A 14,338-nucleotide genomic window follows, 5' to 3' on the forward strand; every position below is an offset into this window, starting at 1 on the left:
TCTGATTATGATTTGTGATCACACTTGCTTTGATCACGCTATTCGGCTTTAATTTCATCCGCAAGCCGAAAACCCGCCGAGAACGGAATTCCATGCAAAAGGCTGCCATCGAAAAAAACAACGAGGCGATCGCGGCCCAGCTCGCGCCGGTCGGCCGCGAGACGGTGCAGGATCGCGTCTATTCCGAACTGCGTCGCGCCTTGATCGGTGGCCTGTTCGAACCAAGCCAGGTGCTGACCATCCGCGGTCTGGCCGATGCGCTGGTCACTTCGACAATGCCGGTGCGGGAGGCGCTTGGCCGGCTGATCACGGAAAAGGCGCTGGAGGCGCTGCCCAACCGCTCGGTGCGCGTGCCGCCAATCACGCTGGAACGACTCGACGATCTCCTGCGCGCCCGCATCCTGATCGAGGGCGAGGCGATCGCGCTGGCTGCCGCCCGCATGGGACCGCGCCAGATCGCCACCATCGAAACCATTCTCGGCGAGTGGGACGAGATGCGGGCGCTGAAACACAAGAAGGATGTCGACCGCGAAGTGACGCTCAACCAGAGCTTTCACTTCGAGATCTATCGCTCCTGCGGCTCGGCCGTGTTGATCCCGATGATCGAGAGCCTGTGGCTGCAATCAGGTCCATGCATCCGCGTCGCCATCTACGCTTTCTCGGAAGCCGGCGAGGTCGACACCGCCCAGTATCACCGCCGCATCGTCGAGGCGCTGGCCACGCAGGATGCTTGGGCGGCGCGCGAAGCACTGGTCGCCGACATCAGCCGGCCCTTCACCTTCCTGCGCAGCAAACTGCAATCCGCCGCCGCGAAAGGCCAGATATGACCTCCATCAGGATCAGCGAGCCCCGCTCCAAGCTTTCCGTCACTGCGCTGCTGCTGCCGGAAAAGGCGCCGGAGAATGCGGCCTTTCTCACAGCCTATCTCGCCACGCCACGTGTCGTCCCCGCCATTCACGCCATGTGGACGGGACCTGAGATCTCCTCTCCGGTTCCATCAGCCGATCTCGAGGGGCAGGCCTATGCCCAGCCGCTGCCGGCGGAGAACGCGACCCTGACGCCGCAGCCAGGTGACATCGTGTTGTCCTACGTGCCGCCGCGCATGTGGGGCGGCAACCCCAACGCAATCTTCGACATCGGCCTGTTCTACGGGCAGGGCGCGCGTCTGCTGTTCCCGATCGGCTGGCTGGCCGGCAGCGTCGTCGCGCAGGTGAGACCCGGGGAGCGCGATCAATTCGCGGCTGCCTGCGGCATCATCCGCCGCAACGGCGCCTGCGACATCACCTTCAGCCTGGTGGAGGCCTGAAATGGCTGACGACAGTTTCGAGCTTTTCGATCTTCGCGTCGAGGCGGTCATTCCGCGGGGCAAGCCGATCTATTGCGGCGCCAGGGCCGGCGATTATTTCGAGCTCAAGGGCGAGATGCTGTCGATGCCGGCGGGGCAGGGCTTTTCGATCTATTCGATCTCGGCGGTGCTGCCGCTGCTGGCGGCGAAGCAGCGCCCGACCCACCCGAATGACTGGATGACCTCGGACGCGGAGATCGCCTGTCCCGATCCCAACTGCGCCAGCAGGCTGCGGATCGTCAGGCTGGCCAAGCGGCGGTTCAGCCATGCCGAAACCACGGCCGTGCCGCTGCCGAAGGGGAATGACTTGACATGACCGCCAAGGCATTCGAGCTCAGCCCGGGCTACGCGATTTCGCGCGTCATACGCGGTGGCTGGCAACTGGCCGGCGGCCATGGCGCCATCGATCGCAGTCAGGCCGTAAGCGACCTGATCGCCACCTTCGATGCCGGCATCTGGACCTATGACTGCGCCGATATCTACACCGGCGTCGAGGAATTGATCGGCGCCGCGCGCTTGCGGCTGGCCAATGAGCGTGGTCTCGATGCAGCCGCCAAAATGAAGGTGCACACCAAGCTCGTGCCCGACCTTGAACGGCTCGCTACGATCAGCCGCGACTATATCAGGGCCATCGTCGACCAGTCGCTGCGCAGGCTTAAGACCGAGCGGCTCGACCTCGTGCAGTTTCACTGGTGGGATTATGCGCAGCCGCGCTATGTCGAGGCGATGGGTTGGCTCGACGAGCTTCGGCGCGAGGGCAAGCTGCGCAATCTCGGCACCACCAATTTCGATACGCCCCGGCTTGCCGAAATCCTGTCAGCCGGCATACCGCTGGTCAGCCAGCAGCTGCAATATTCGGTGCTCGACCAGCGTCCGGCGAACAGCCTCGCGGCGCTTGCGAAGAAAAACGGCGTCAGCTTCCTCTGCTACGGTTCTGTGGCCGGCGGCTTTCTCAGCGACAAATGGCTTGGTGTCGCCGAACCCGGCATGCCGCTCGAAAACCGCTCGCTGGTCAAATACAAGCTGATCATCGACGATTTCGGCGGCTGGGACCTGTTCCAGCAACTGCTTCGCGCACTGAAGGCGGTGGGCGACCGCCACGCCGTCGACATCGCCACCATCGCCAGCGCCTGGGTGCTGGAGCAGCCGCGAGTGGCCGCGGTCATCGTCGGTGCCCGCAACCAGGCCCATGCGCTGGCCAACGCCAAGATCATGGATGTCGTACTCGACGCCGATGACCGTGCGCGGATTGCAGCCGTGATAGCGAGGGGCAACGGCCTTGAGGGAGATGTCTACACGCTGGAGCGCGACCGCCACGGCCGCCACGGCTCGATCATGCACTACAATCTCAACGCGGGCCGGATATGAAGACCATGGACGACAGGTTGTTTTCGCAGGCCAGTGCCGAAGTCGTCGATCTGCATCGCTTTTTCGTCGACTGGTTCGTCGCCTCGCGCGCCGACAAGGTGGATTTCGGCCGCTTCGAAGCCGTCATGGGCGAAGGCCTGACCATGATCGCACCAGGCGGCCAGATCCTCGACCGCGATGCCGTGATCGACCATGTGCGCTCCAGCCGCGCCACTTGCGACGACGGCTTTGCCATCTCGATCGAGGACATCCGGCCCGGCTGGCAGGATGGCGATACGATCGTCGTCCTCTATGTCGAGGCGCAGCTGCGCGCGGGCAAGCACAGCCGCCGCCAGTCGAGCGCGGTCTTTACCACCCGTTCATCGGCGCCCAACGGCGTCCAATGGCGGCATCTGCATGAAACCTGGCTGCAGGTGCCGGAACACTGAGACTTTCCAGACGTCAAATCAGTTCGTGTAACTCAAGGGGAACAACAATGAGAAAGACGATACTCCAGCTCACCACGGCACTTGCTCTCGTGACGATGGCGGGTGCCGCACAGGCCGCCGACTGCAAGATCACCGTCGGTCTCGTCATGGAACTGACCGGTCCGGCCGGTGAATACGGACAGGCCGGCGCCAAATCGGTCGAAATGGCCTTCCGCGACATCAACCAAGCCGGCGGCGTGCGCGGCTGCGATCTCGTCACCGACACGCGCGACAGCCAGAGCCAGGGCAACATCGCGGTCGATGCCGCCACCCAGCTGGTTCAGGTCAAGAAAGTGCCTGTGATCATCGGCGGCATCATCTCCTCGGTGTCGATCCCGATCCTGACCTCGGTGACCGCGCCGGCCAAGATCGTCCAGGTCTCGCCGGCGTCGTCCTCGCCGACGCTGACGACACTCGGCCGCGACGGCAAGACCAACGGTATTTTTTTCCGCACCATCACCTCGGATGCGCTGCAGGGCGTGGCCGCCGCCAAATATGCCGTCGACAAGGGTTTCAAGAAGCTGGCGATCATCCACGTCAACAACGACTTCGGCGTCAACATGGTGGCCGAATTCTCGCGTGCCTACAAAGCGCTCGGCGGCACCATCGTCTCCGACACGCCCTACAACGAGAAGCAGTCGAGCTACGCCTCGGAAGTCACCGCGGCGATGGGTGGCGAACCGGATGGACTGTACCTGGTCAGCACGCCCGTCGACGGCGCCACCATCGCCCGCACCTGGATTTCGCAGGGCGGCGTGCAGAAATTCCTGCTCAATGACGGCATGAACAGCCCCGATTTTATCGAGTCCGTCGGCGCCGATTATCTGAAGGACGCCTATGGCACGTCTTCCGGCACCAGCCCGACCGCCTCGACGGAGTATTTCACCAAGAACTACAAGGCGTTTTCCGGCATCGAACCGTCAAATCCCGCGGCAGACCGCTCCTATGATGCCGGCGCCATTGTCGGGCTCGCCATCGCGATTGCCGGCTCCGAGGACCCGGCCAAGATCAAGGACGCCATGTACAAGGCAGTCGATCCCGCCGGCACGCCGATTTATGCCGGCAAGGAAGAATTCGCCAAGGCGCTCGGCCTGATCAAGGACGGCAAGCCGATCCGCTATGAAGGCGTCATCGGTCCCGTCGCCTTCGACAAGTTTGGCGACATCACTGGCCCGTTCCGGCTGTGGAAGATCGCCGACGGCAAGGTGACGACTGATGGTGAAATGACCACCGACGACGTCAACGCGCTGCAGGCCAAGCTTCAGTAAGCCGACGCTGTACTTCCGGCATCGATCTCGCCCATCGCGATCGATGCCGGCATAGTCTGAGACAGGTCGATATCGCTTGCACGAGAAGCGGGCGCGAATAGGATCGGCCGGCTGCAGTTCAAGGGATGGCGAGCGTGCTGGACAAGGATACTCATCGGGCGATCCGGTTGTTGGATGCTGACGGTGCGCCCTGTCACGCAGGCGCCTGAGCCGGATGTCGCCTGAAACACAACGGCTTCTCTCCGCGCTTGGCAACAGGCTGGGCGCGGGCGGCATGCTCGCCGGCTCCGACGTGGACCAGCGCTATCGTGACGATCCCGACGGCAAGCTCGGCGTGCTTCCCGAAGCCGTGCTGCGCCCGCGCGATGCCGAGGGTGTCGCGGCGGCACTCGCCGCGTGCAACGCTCTTGGCCAGCCGGTCGTCGTCCAGGGCGGGCGCACCGGGCTGGCCGGTGGCGCGCGCGTCCAGCCGGGCGAGGTCGTGCTATCGCTGGAACGCATGACCGGCCTAGCCGCCCCGGATCGTCAAGCCGCCACCATCGTCGCCGAAGCTGGCGCGACGCTGCAATCGGTGCAGGAAGCGGCCGACGGCGCCGGGCTGATGTTCGGCGTCGATATCGGCGCGCGCGGCTCCGCCACGGTCGGGGCAACATCGCCACCAATGCCGGCGGCATCCGCGTGCTGCGTTATGGCATGTACCGGGCACAGGTGCTGGGGCTGGAGGCGGTACTCGCCGATGGCACCGTGCTGACGTCGCTCAAAGGCCTGCCCAAGGACAATTCCGGCTACGACCTCGGCCAACTCTTCATCGGCGCGGAAGGGACGCTTGGCGTCGTCACCCGCGCCGCGCTCCGGCTGCATCCCAAGCCCGCATCCGAGGTGAACGCCTTCTGCGCGCTGCCTTCGCTCGATGCGGCGATCGCCCTGCTTGGGCTGCTGCGGCAAAAGCTCGGCCCGCTTTTGTCCGCCTATGAGGTCAATATCGCGCCGCTCTATGACGTGATGGTTGCCAGCATGGCCATGCCGGCGCCGCTTCCGGCTGGATCACCCGTCTACGTGCTGGCTGAAATCCAGGGCAGCGAGCCAGAACGTGACGGCGAGCGCTTCGCCGAGGTCTTGATGCAGGCGGTCGAGGACGGCGTCGTCGACGATGTTGTCGTCTCCCAATCGCCGCGCGAATTCCGCGCGCTGTGGGATGTGCGGGAGGACGCCAACCGCGTCCTGTTTTCGATGAAAGGCCTGATCGGCGTCGACATCAGCATCCCGTTGGCGCGAATGGGGGCGTTCCTGCAAGAAGCGGATGCCGCCATCCGCGCGGTCGATCCCGGTGCCGACATCTACGTCTTCGGCCATCTCGGGGACGGCAACCTGCACTATCAGGTGCTGACGGCGGACCCGGCGGCGGCCTACGGTATCATCTATCGCGGCGTGGCGGCGGCCGGAGGTGGCGTGTCGGCCGAGCATGGCATCGGCCTCGACAAGAAGCAGTGGCTGAATCTGGTGCGCAGTGACGCCGAGATCGCCACGATGCGGCGGCTGAAGACGGCGCTCGATCCGAAGAACATCCTCAATCCCGGACGAGTCTTCGACCTTGACCCAACCGTTTGAAACTCAGGTACGTTCCGTCGCCATTTGCCTGGGAATGAGAAAACGGGCGGCGAGCACGCACAGCAGCACGGTGAACATCAGGATCAGCGCCACCAGCGCGTTGATGTCGGGCGAGAAGCCTAACCGCATCATCGCCCACAGCCGGACCGGCAGCGTGCTTTGCGTGCCGGTGACCAGGATGGTGATCATCGTCTCGTCGAACGACAGCGCGAAGGCCAGGATGGCGCCGCCGACCATGGCGCTCGACAGGTTCGGCAGGATGATGCGCCAGAAGGTCTGCCAACCGCTGGCGCCGAGATCGTAGGATGCTTCGACCAGCGTGCGGCTCATCGACTGCAGCCGCATCAGCACAGTGCGGTAGACGATCGCCAGCACGAACACGGTGTGGCCGATGACAACCGTCAGCAGCGAGCGTTCGAGGCCGATCTCGCGGAAGAAGATCAGCAGCGCCAGGCCGCTGATGATAGGCGGCATCAGGAATGGCAGGAAGATGATGAACTGCAGAACCGAACGTCCCGAGCGGCGGCCGTGATAGTAGAGCGCCAGCAGCGTCCCGCTGACCACCGACAGGATCACGGTACAGACGCCGACGATCAGCGTGGTGCGCAACGCGGTCAGGATGTCATGGTTTTCAGCCAGCGCCACATAGGTCGAAAAGGTCGGCGACGACCAGTCGACATTGCCATGCGAAATGGTGAAGAACGACGACACGATCGGCACGAACAGTGGGCTGTAGAGCAGCACCGCGACCAGCGTCGTAATCGCGGCCAGGAAGATGGTGGACGGCCGGGGCAGCGCGCTCATACCGACGTCCCCCGGCTGCGCCCGAACCGTTCGCCAATGAGAATGGCGGCGATCACCACGATCGCAAGCGCCACCGACAGCGCGGCGCCGAACGGCCAGTTATAGGCCGTGCCGAACTGGCTGTAGAGGATGCGGCCGAAGGTGAAGCCGCTGATCCCGCCGACCATCTGCGGTGTCAGGAAATCGCCGATCGCCAGTACGAAGACGAAGCTCGCCGCCGAGGCGACGCCGGGCAGGCTCAGCGGCAAGGTGATGCGCAGGAATGTCTGCAGGCTGCTGGCGCCCAGGTCATCCGAGGCGCGCAGCAAGGTCTGCGGAATCCGCTCCAGCGACAGGAAGATCGGCAGGATGGCGAACGGGATCAAAAGCAGGCTCAGCGTCAAGAGGATGGCGTTCATGTTGAAGACGAAAAGCGTCGACGGCTGATCCAGGATGCCGAGCGCCACCAGCGCCTTGTTGAGGAAGCCGTTGAGGCCGAGGATGCTGCGGATCGCGTAGATCTTGATGACGTAGCTCATCAGCAGCGGCACCAGCAGCAGCATCAGCAGGGCGTAGCGCCACCGCCCCTTCAGCGTCGTCAGGAAATAGGCGGCGGGATAGGCGAGAAGGATACAGATGACGGCCACCGATACGCACAGCACGATTGTGTTCCAGAACACCGGCAGAAAGATCGGGTCGGTGAAAAACCTGACATAGTTGCCGAGCGTCGGTGCATGGACGATCGTACCCTGGTCGACGCTGAAGAAACTGTAGACCAGGAAGATTGCCAGCGGCACGAGGACGAAGATAACCGGCAAGGCGAATGCCAGCACCGTCACCAGCCGTGACAGCCGCCGTTGCGCGGCGTGTGTCGAGCCGGTTCCGCTCATGCCAGCACCAGATGGCCTTCATGCGGCGCAAACGAAAGCCAGACCGTCTCGCCGGATTTCAAGATGCTGCCGTCGATCCGGCTCGGCATGCGCAGCCGCAGGCGCTGCGCGGCATCGTCCGCACCCGCCATGATCGTGGCGACCGTCGACGAGCCGGCAAAGGCGAGATCGGCAATGGCACCGGAAAAGCGATTGGCGCCATCACGGGCGTCCGCGAGATGCAAGGCTTCGGGGCGGAACGCCGCGAAAGCCGCGGCGCCATCCGGGGCAATCTTCAGATGCGGCTGGTCGCTGATCGAGCACACCAGCCGTCCAAGTGCCGTCTCGATCGGTCGCTGCTCGCCTTGCACCGGACCGAGTTTTCCGGCCACCAGATTGTTCTCGCCGAAGAAGCGCGCCACGAATTCGCAATTCGGCTTGTAGTAGAGCTCATGCGGCGTGCCGAGCTGGCGGATATGGCCGGCCTGCATGACGCAGATCCGATCGGCCATGCCGATCGCTTCTTCCTGGTCGTGGGTGACGAACAGGAAGGTGGTCTTGATCTCGCGCTGGATGGATTTCAGGAACTCCTGCATCTGCCGGCGCAATTCGAGATCGAGTGCCGCCAGCGGCTCGTCGAGCAGGATCAGGCGCGGCTGGCAGATCAGCGCCCGGGCGAGCGCGACACGCTGGCGCTGGCCGCCGGAAAGCTGTGCCGGAAAGCGCTCGGCGAAACGTCCGAGCTGCACCAGATCGAGGGCTTGCGCCACGCGGCTGGCGATCTCCTTGCGCTTGATATGGCGCACCGAAAGCCCATAGCCGACATTGCCGGAGACGGTCATATGGGGGAACAGCGCATAGTCCTGGAACACCGTGTTGAACGGCCGCTTGTTGATCGGCATGCGGCTGATGTCCTGGCCGTCCAGCCGGATCTCGCCTGACGTCAGCGGCTCCAGCCCGCCGATCAGCCGCAGGACCGTGGTCTTGCCCGAACCCGACGGCCCAAGAACGGTGAGGAACTCACCGTCCCGGAGCGACAGGTCGATGCCGTGCAGCACGGGAACCGTGCCGTAGGATTTCGAGACGGACCGCAGCGTCAAGAGGTCGGTGTTCTGGCTCATGGGATATTCTCGCATACGCTTCGGCGGTCCGGAACGTCCGGACCGCCGGGTCCTTCGAAGTCAGGCGCGGAAGGGATCAGGGCGTCGCCTTGACCTCGTTCCACAAGTCCGAACGCTTGAGCGGATCCTCGACATTGTTGAGCCAGACCAGCTTGTCGTTGCCGCCCGCACTGCTCGACTCGACCACCGTGTTGCCGAATCCGGTGCGCTCGGAAAGCGCGCCGCTGACCTTCTTCGTCAGCATGAAGTCGATCCATTTCTCGGCCGCGGCATTGTCGCGGACACCCTTGGAGATTACCCAGTTGTCGAGCCAGGCAAGCGCGCCTTCGCTCGGATTGACGTAGGCGACATGGGCGCCGATCTTCTGCAGTGCCTTCACCTGCTGCTGGCCATAATTGGCCCAGATCAGCGCAACATCATTGTTCTGGTAGATCTGCTGCGCCTCGTCGGCGGTGGTGTAGAAGCTCAGCACATTGCGCTTGAGCTCGACCAGCTTGGCCTTGACCGCCGCCATTTGTTTTTCGTCGAGGTTGAACGGATCCTTGTAGCCGAGCGTCAGCGCGGTGAACGAGAAATTGTGCTCGCCATTGTCGTAGGCGAGGATCTTGCCCTTGTAGGCCGGATCCCACAGGACGGACATCGAGGTCGGCGCCGGCTTGACCTTGTCGGTGTCGTAGATCAGCCCGATGGAATCGAAGCAGAACGGAATACCGTAGACCTTGCCGTCCTTGGTGTCGCCGCTGACCTGAGACAGATCACGGAAGCGCGGCAGCACGTCCCTCTGGTTCGGCAGCTTGGTGATGTCGATCGGCGACACCAGATCGGCCTTGATGTAGCGCTGCAACTGGGCGGTGTTGACGGCGAAGACGTCGAAGTCCTGCCCTTCGCTGCCCTTGATCTTGGCCCAGATTTCGTCATCGCTGCCGATGAAGACGACATCGACGCCGATGCCGGTGGCGGCGGTGAAGTCCTTCACCCAGTCCGGGTCGGCATAACCGTCCCAGGCCAGCACGCGAAGGTTCGCGGCCAGCGCCGCCGACGTCATCAGGCCGATGCCGAGCCCGATGGTCGCTAGTCTCAGAAACGCTTTCTTCAGTCCCATTTTTAATCTCCCATTGTCGTTCTGGTGGACCGTAATTTCCGGGGCTATCGCCGTCATAGCTGGGTGACGGCGACCAGTCCCTCGTCCGGCACCGACACCATCCGGTTGCGCAACGGCTTGCCGAATGTCTGTGCCTGGATTTCATACTCGTCGCCGGAAGCCGTCTTGACGCCGGAGGCGTAGCTCATCACCGCCGCTCCGAAGAAATAGGCGTGCAGGTCGCCCGCCCTGCGGTGCATCGGGTAGCGGAAATGGAAGTGTTCGAGATTGGCGATCGAATGCGACATGTGCGCTTCGCCCGACAGGAATTCCTGTTCCCAGATAACAGTGCCGTCGCGCAGAATGCGGGAATGGCCACGCACTTCTTCGGGCAGGTCGCCGATCAAAAGCTCCGGTCCGATCGAGCAGGAGCGGAGTTTCGAGTGGGCGAGATAGAGGTAGTTCTCGGCCTCCGTCACATGGTCGGAATATTCGTTGCCCAGCGCATAGCCTATGCGATAGGGGCGGCCATCCGGCCCATTGAGGTAAAGGCCGACGATCTCGGCCTCTTCGGCGCCGGCTTTCGCGAATGCAGGCATCGGCAGATCGGCGCCAGGCGGCACGACACAGGTGCCGACGCCCTTGAAGAACCACTCGGGCTGGATGCCGATCTTGCCGGCGCCGGGCTTGCCGCCTTCCAGGCCCATGCGGAAGATCTTCAGCGAATCCGATTCCTCGGCGTCCTCGCCATGGGTCAGCACATGCATCTTGTCGCGCGCGGCGGCACTTCCGGTGTGGGTGAGGCCGGTGCCGGTGACCAGGAAGCGCGCCGGTTCCGGATGGTCGACGGGAGCGAGCACGCGGCCACCGCGCAGCAGTTCGCCATAGTCGATCGTGGCCGCACCCGTCCGCTTCTCGACCAGCGCCGCGATCGATGCACCCTGGGCGACCGCCGCTTCGGCGAGCTCCAGCACGGTGCTTGTCTTGTCGAGTGGATGCAGGCGATTGCCGTCATCGGAAACGCGGCCGACCCGCCTGCCGCCGTCGATCGTTGTGTACTGAACAAGACGCATGAAATACCCTTCTTCCCTAGAGGCCGTACGGGGTCACACCCAGCCCGCGTCGACGATGAACTGTTGGCTCGTGCACATCAGGCTGTCGTCGGCGGCGAGGAACAGCGCCATGCGCGCAATGTCGGATGGCTGCAGCCGGTCGGGCAGGCACTGCCGCTCCGCGATCTGGCGTTCGCCGGCGGGGTTCAGCCATAGCCGCATCTGGCGCTCTGTCATCACCCAGCCAGGCACCATGCAGTTGACGCGGATGCGCTCGGGGCCGAGTTCGCGGGCCAGCGCCCGCGTCATGCCGTAGACAGCGGCTTTCGCGGTGACATAGGCAGGGCAGTCGGGATCGCCGACCATCCAGGTAATGGAACCGAAATTGATGATCGAGCCGCCGCCCAGCGAGCCCATCTGCGGACGCACCGCCTGGGCGGCGAAGAACTGGTGGCGCAGATTGACCGCCATGCGGTCGTCCCAATAGGCCACCGTGACGTCCTTGGTCTGGTGGCGGTCGTCATTGCCGGCATTGTTGCACAGCACCTGGATCGGGCCGTTGTGCCGCATCGCCTCGACGGTCGCCGCCTGCAGCTGCTCGACATTGCGCAGGTCGCAGGGAATGAACAGCGGCGCGGCATGCCCTTCGGCCGCGATCGCATCGACCAGGCGCCGTGAAGGCTCCTCGGCCAGATCGACGAAGGCGACGCGGCTGCCTTGCGCGCAGAAATGGCGCACCAGGCTTTCGCCGATGCCGCTGCCGCCGCCGGTTATGAACACGCTGCGGCCCTTCAGGCTGGGGTAGGTCGCGTAGCTGCCGATCTGATTCGTCATCGCGCGCCTCTCTAATGGGAATGCCGGGGGATGCCGGCATCGCGCCGACCGACGAGAAAGTCGAAGTCGCAGCCCTTGTCGGCCTGCAGCACGCGCTCGACATAGAGGCTCTGGTAGCCACCTTGCGGCGGCTCCGGCGGCTTCCAGTCACGGCGGCGGATCGCCAGTTCCTCGTCCGAAACCAAAAGCTCGAGACGGCGGCCGGCGACGTCCAGCTCGATGAGATCGCCGTCGCGCACCAGGGCCAGCACACCACCGGCCGCGGCCTCCGGCGCCACATGCAGCACCACCGTGCCGTAGGCGGTACCGCTCATGCGCGCGTCCGAAATGCGCACCATGTCGGAAACGCCTTCTCTGAGCAGCTTGGCTGGCAGCGGCATGTTGCCGACCTCGGCCATCCCGGGATAACCGCGTGGTCCGCAATTCTTCAACACCATCACCGAGGAGGCGTCGATATCCAGCTCCGGATCGTCGATGCGGGCATGGTAATGCTCGATGTTCTCGAAAACGACCGCCTTGCCGCGATGCTGCATCAGTTCGGGCGTTGCCGCGGACGGCTTGATGACCGCTCCGTTGGGCGCCAGATTGCCACGCAGGATCGAGATGCCGCCCTCCTTGGTCAGCGGCTCGCGCAGCGGCCGTATGACCTCACGGTTATAGTTGGGCGCGCCGTCGATCAGTTCACCGATGGTCTTGGCGCTGACGGTCATGGCGTCGCGATGAAGAAGCCCCACTTCATCAAGCGACGCCATGACCGCAGCTAGCCCCCCGGCATAGTAGAAATCTTCCATCAGGAACCGGCCCGACGGCATCAGGTCGACAATGGTTGGCACGCTGCGGCCAAGGCGGTCCCAGTCATCGAGGCCGAGATCGACACCGACCCGGTTGGCGATGGCGATCAGATGCAGCACCGCATTGGTCGAGCCGCCGATCGCGCCATTGACGCGAATGGCATTCTCGAAGGCTTGCCTGGTAAGGATCTTTGCAATCGTCACGTCGCGGTGGACAAGATCGACGATCTGCCGTCCGGCCAACTGGGCAAGCACGCTTCGGCGCGAATCCACCGCCGGGATCGCGGCGTTGTCGGGCATGCCGATGCCGAGCGCCTCCACCATGCTGGCCATGGTCGAGGCGGTGCCCATCGTCATGCAGCTGCCGGCCGACCGGCTCTGGCCCTGCTCGGCGGCAAGGAAGTCGGCGACCGGCATGCGGCCGGCCTTGACCTCCTCGGCGAATTTCCAGACATGCGTGCCCGAGCCGATATCCTGTCCGCGGAACTTGCCGTTCAGCATCGGCCCACCGGAGACGGCGATGGTTGGCAGGTTGCACGAGGCAGCCCCCATCAAGAGCGCCGGCGTGGTCTTGTCGCAACCGACAAGCAGGATGACGCCGTCGATCGGATTGCCGCGGATGGATTCCTCGACATCCATGCTCGCCAGGTTGCGAAACAGCATGGCGGTGGGGCGCATGTTGCTCTCGCCCAGCGACATCACGGGAAATTCGAACGGCAGGCCGCCGGCCTCATAGACGCCGCGCTTGACGTGATCGGCGAGCGCCCGCAGATGCGCATTGCAGGGGGTCAGTTCCGACCACGTGTTGCAGATGCCGATCACCGGGCGGCCGTCGAAAGCGTCAGCGGGAATGCCCTGGTTCTTCATCCAGCTGCGGTGCATGAAAGCGTTCTTGCCTTCACCGCCGAACCAGGCTTCCGACCGCAATTTGCGTTTGGTCTCGGTCACGATTGCAGGCCCCGCTCGTTGCGGCGTTTGTTGCGGTTCTCGACGCTGCGGCGCACGTCATCCTCGGCATTGTCGATAAGCACCAGCAATGCCTTTTGCGCGCCGGCGGCGTCGCCGTCGGCAATCTTCTCGGCGACTTCCCGGTGCAGCGGCAAGGAATGGCGCTGCCCTTCCGGATTGTCGTTGGAGAGGCGAAAGCTCATTACCAACGCGGTCTCGACCAGTGCGGCCAGCGAGCCGATCAGCTCGTTGCCGGTCATGCGCAATATGGTCTGGTGGAACACCAGATCGGGCTTGGCGAAGCGGTCTCCGTCATCGCTCAGTGCTTCCATTTCAGCCAGCGCTGCATGGATCTCGGCGATCTGAGCCGGCGTCGCACGCTGCGCGGCAAGGGCCGCCGACATCGGCTCGATGGCGCGGCGCAGTTCAAACAGCGCCCGCACATCCTCGGCACTGACACCGCCGGTATAGCGCCAGGACAGGACGTCGGGGTCGAGGAAATTCCAGTCGGCGCGAGGACGCACCCGCGTGCCGGTCTTCGGCCTGGATTCGACCAGCCCCTTGCCCGCCAGCACCTTGATCGCCTCGCGCAGCACGGTGCGACTGACCCCCAGCATCTCGCTGGAATCGTCGGCATTAGGCAGCGCCTCGCCGGGCAGGAAGTCGCCCTGCACGATGCGCAGCCCGATCTGCTCGACGACCGTGGCGTGCAGCGCGGTGGAACCGCTGGAAACCGCGACCGCGACTCGTGACGTGCGGGCTGTGCTGAATGATTTTCTATTCTTCATACTATTCATATGATA

General features: G+C 64.0%; 14 protein-coding genes and 1 pseudogene. 7 read left to right on the forward strand and 8 right to left on the reverse strand.

The genetic code is table 11. From position 1 onward, the window contains the following. Nucleotides 1-92: 92 nt before the first annotated feature. The 7 genes and pseudogenes from LB571_RS15055 to LB571_RS15085 all read left to right on the forward strand — a co-directional run bounded on the left by LB571_RS15055 (nt 93) and on the right by LB571_RS15085 (nt 6,056). On the forward strand, nt 93-827 hold the full coding sequence (locus LB571_RS15055) for a GntR family transcriptional regulator (RefSeq protein ID WP_224595522.1): 735 nt from the start codon (nt 93-95) through the stop codon (nt 825-827). Beyond that, nucleotides 824-1,306 (forward strand): DUF3830 family protein, encoded by a 483-nt coding sequence (locus LB571_RS15060; protein WP_224595524.1) that lies wholly within the window; start codon nt 824-826, stop codon nt 1,304-1,306. The genes LB571_RS15055 and LB571_RS15060 overlap by 4 nt, the downstream gene beginning before the upstream one ends. A gap of 1 nt (nt 1,307) precedes the next feature. Next, nucleotides 1,308-1,661 (forward strand): TIGR04076 family protein, encoded by a 354-nt coding sequence (locus LB571_RS15065; RefSeq protein ID WP_140617451.1) that lies wholly within the window; start codon nt 1,308-1,310, stop codon nt 1,659-1,661. Then, nucleotides 1,658-2,713, forward strand: coding sequence for an aldo/keto reductase (locus LB571_RS15070; RefSeq protein ID WP_224595533.1), 1,056 nt, complete (start codon nt 1,658-1,660; stop codon nt 2,711-2,713). Before LB571_RS15065 ends, LB571_RS15070 begins: the two co-directional genes overlap by 4 nt. 5 nt (nt 2,714-2,718) lie before the next feature. Continuing rightward, complete coding sequence (locus LB571_RS15075; protein ID WP_015319019.1) at nt 2,719-3,141, forward strand: DUF4440 domain-containing protein; 423 nt, start codon at nt 2,719-2,721, stop codon at nt 3,139-3,141. 47 nt (nt 3,142-3,188) lie between these two features. Beyond that, nucleotides 3,189-4,448: an ABC transporter substrate-binding protein gene (locus LB571_RS15080; protein WP_224595535.1), complete on the forward strand. Its 1,260-nt coding sequence runs from the start codon at nt 3,189-3,191 to the stop codon at nt 4,446-4,448. A 214-nt stretch (nt 4,449-4,662) separates the two neighbouring features. Next, nucleotides 4,663-6,056, forward strand: a pseudogene (locus LB571_RS15085) (FAD-binding oxidoreductase). Nucleotides 6,057-6,059: 3 nt separating this feature from the next. On the opposite strand, the gene LB571_RS15090 reads toward LB571_RS15085, so the two are convergent. The 8 genes from LB571_RS15090 to LB571_RS15125 form a co-directional block, all read right to left on the reverse strand. Then, nucleotides 6,060-6,860, reverse strand: a complete 801-nt coding sequence (locus LB571_RS15090) for an ABC transporter permease (RefSeq protein ID WP_015319016.1) — start codon at nt 6,858-6,860, stop codon at nt 6,060-6,062. After that, a complete protein-coding gene (locus LB571_RS15095; RefSeq protein WP_140715236.1) occupies nt 6,857-7,729 on the reverse strand; it encodes an ABC transporter permease in 873 nt (290 codons plus the stop codon). Before LB571_RS15095 ends, LB571_RS15090 begins: the two co-directional genes overlap by 4 nt. Continuing rightward, nucleotides 7,726-8,829, reverse strand: coding sequence for an ABC transporter ATP-binding protein (locus LB571_RS15100; RefSeq protein ID WP_224582760.1), 1,104 nt, complete (start codon nt 8,827-8,829; stop codon nt 7,726-7,728). Before LB571_RS15100 ends, LB571_RS15095 begins: the two co-directional genes overlap by 4 nt. 76 nt (nt 8,830-8,905) lie before the next feature. Then, entirely contained in the window at nt 8,906-9,931 is a 1,026-nt protein-coding gene (locus LB571_RS15105; RefSeq protein ID WP_224595537.1) for an ABC transporter substrate-binding protein, read from the reverse strand. Nucleotides 9,932-9,984: 53 nt separating this feature from the next. Beyond that, complete coding sequence (araD1, locus tag LB571_RS15110) at nt 9,985-10,983, reverse strand: AraD1 family protein (protein ID WP_224595539.1); 999 nt, start codon at nt 10,981-10,983, stop codon at nt 9,985-9,987. Between the two features lie 33 nt (nt 10,984-11,016). After that, a complete protein-coding gene (locus LB571_RS15115) occupies nt 11,017-11,796 on the reverse strand; it encodes an SDR family NAD(P)-dependent oxidoreductase (RefSeq protein WP_140715230.1) in 780 nt (259 codons plus the stop codon). Between the two features lie 11 nt (nt 11,797-11,807). After that, a complete protein-coding gene (locus LB571_RS15120) occupies nt 11,808-13,535 on the reverse strand; it encodes an IlvD/Edd family dehydratase (protein WP_224595542.1) in 1,728 nt (575 codons plus the stop codon). Further along, a complete protein-coding gene (locus LB571_RS15125; RefSeq protein WP_224595545.1) occupies nt 13,532-14,332 on the reverse strand; it encodes a FadR/GntR family transcriptional regulator in 801 nt (266 codons plus the stop codon). The genes LB571_RS15120 and LB571_RS15125 overlap by 4 nt, the downstream gene beginning before the upstream one ends. Nucleotides 14,333-14,338: the final 6 nt, after the last annotated feature.

Source organism: Mesorhizobium sp. BR1-1-4, assembly GCF_020165375.1.
GTDB classification, from domain to species: Bacteria; Pseudomonadota; Alphaproteobacteria; order Rhizobiales; family Rhizobiaceae; genus Mesorhizobium; species Mesorhizobium australicum.

Bases quoted from the DNA above. Each gene is read 5' to 3' on its own strand.
- LB571_RS15055 (WP_224595522.1), top strand. From the start codon at position 93: ATGCAAAAGGCTGCCATCGAAAAAAACAACGAGGCGATCGCGGCCCAG.
- LB571_RS15060 (WP_224595524.1), top strand. From the start codon at position 824: ATGACCTCCATCAGGATCAGCGAGCCCCGCTCCAAGCTTTCCGTCACT.
- LB571_RS15065 (WP_140617451.1), top strand. From the start codon at position 1,308: ATGGCTGACGACAGTTTCGAGCTTTTCGATCTTCGCGTCGAGGCGGTC.
- LB571_RS15070 (WP_224595533.1), top strand. From the start codon at position 1,658: ATGACCGCCAAGGCATTCGAGCTCAGCCCGGGCTACGCGATTTCGCGC.
- LB571_RS15075 (WP_015319019.1), top strand. From the start codon at position 2,719: ATGGACGACAGGTTGTTTTCGCAGGCCAGTGCCGAAGTCGTCGATCTG.
- LB571_RS15080 (WP_224595535.1), top strand. From the start codon at position 3,189: ATGAGAAAGACGATACTCCAGCTCACCACGGCACTTGCTCTCGTGACG.
- LB571_RS15090 (WP_015319016.1), bottom strand. From the start codon at position 6,860: ATGAGCGCGCTGCCCCGGCCGTCCACCATCTTCCTGGCCGCGATTACG.
- LB571_RS15095 (WP_140715236.1), bottom strand. From the start codon at position 7,729: ATGAGCGGAACCGGCTCGACACACGCCGCGCAACGGCGGCTGTCACGG.
- LB571_RS15100 (WP_224582760.1), bottom strand. From the start codon at position 8,829: ATGAGCCAGAACACCGACCTCTTGACGCTGCGGTCCGTCTCGAAATCC.
- LB571_RS15105 (WP_224595537.1), bottom strand. From the start codon at position 9,931: ATGGGACTGAAGAAAGCGTTTCTGAGACTAGCGACCATCGGGCTCGGC.
- araD1 (WP_224595539.1), bottom strand. From the start codon at position 10,983: ATGCGTCTTGTTCAGTACACAACGATCGACGGCGGCAGGCGGGTCGGC.
- LB571_RS15115 (WP_140715230.1), bottom strand. From the start codon at position 11,796: ATGACGAATCAGATCGGCAGCTACGCGACCTACCCCAGCCTGAAGGGC.
- LB571_RS15125 (WP_224595545.1), bottom strand. From the start codon at position 14,332: ATGAATAGTATGAAGAATAGAAAATCATTCAGCACAGCCCGCACGTCA.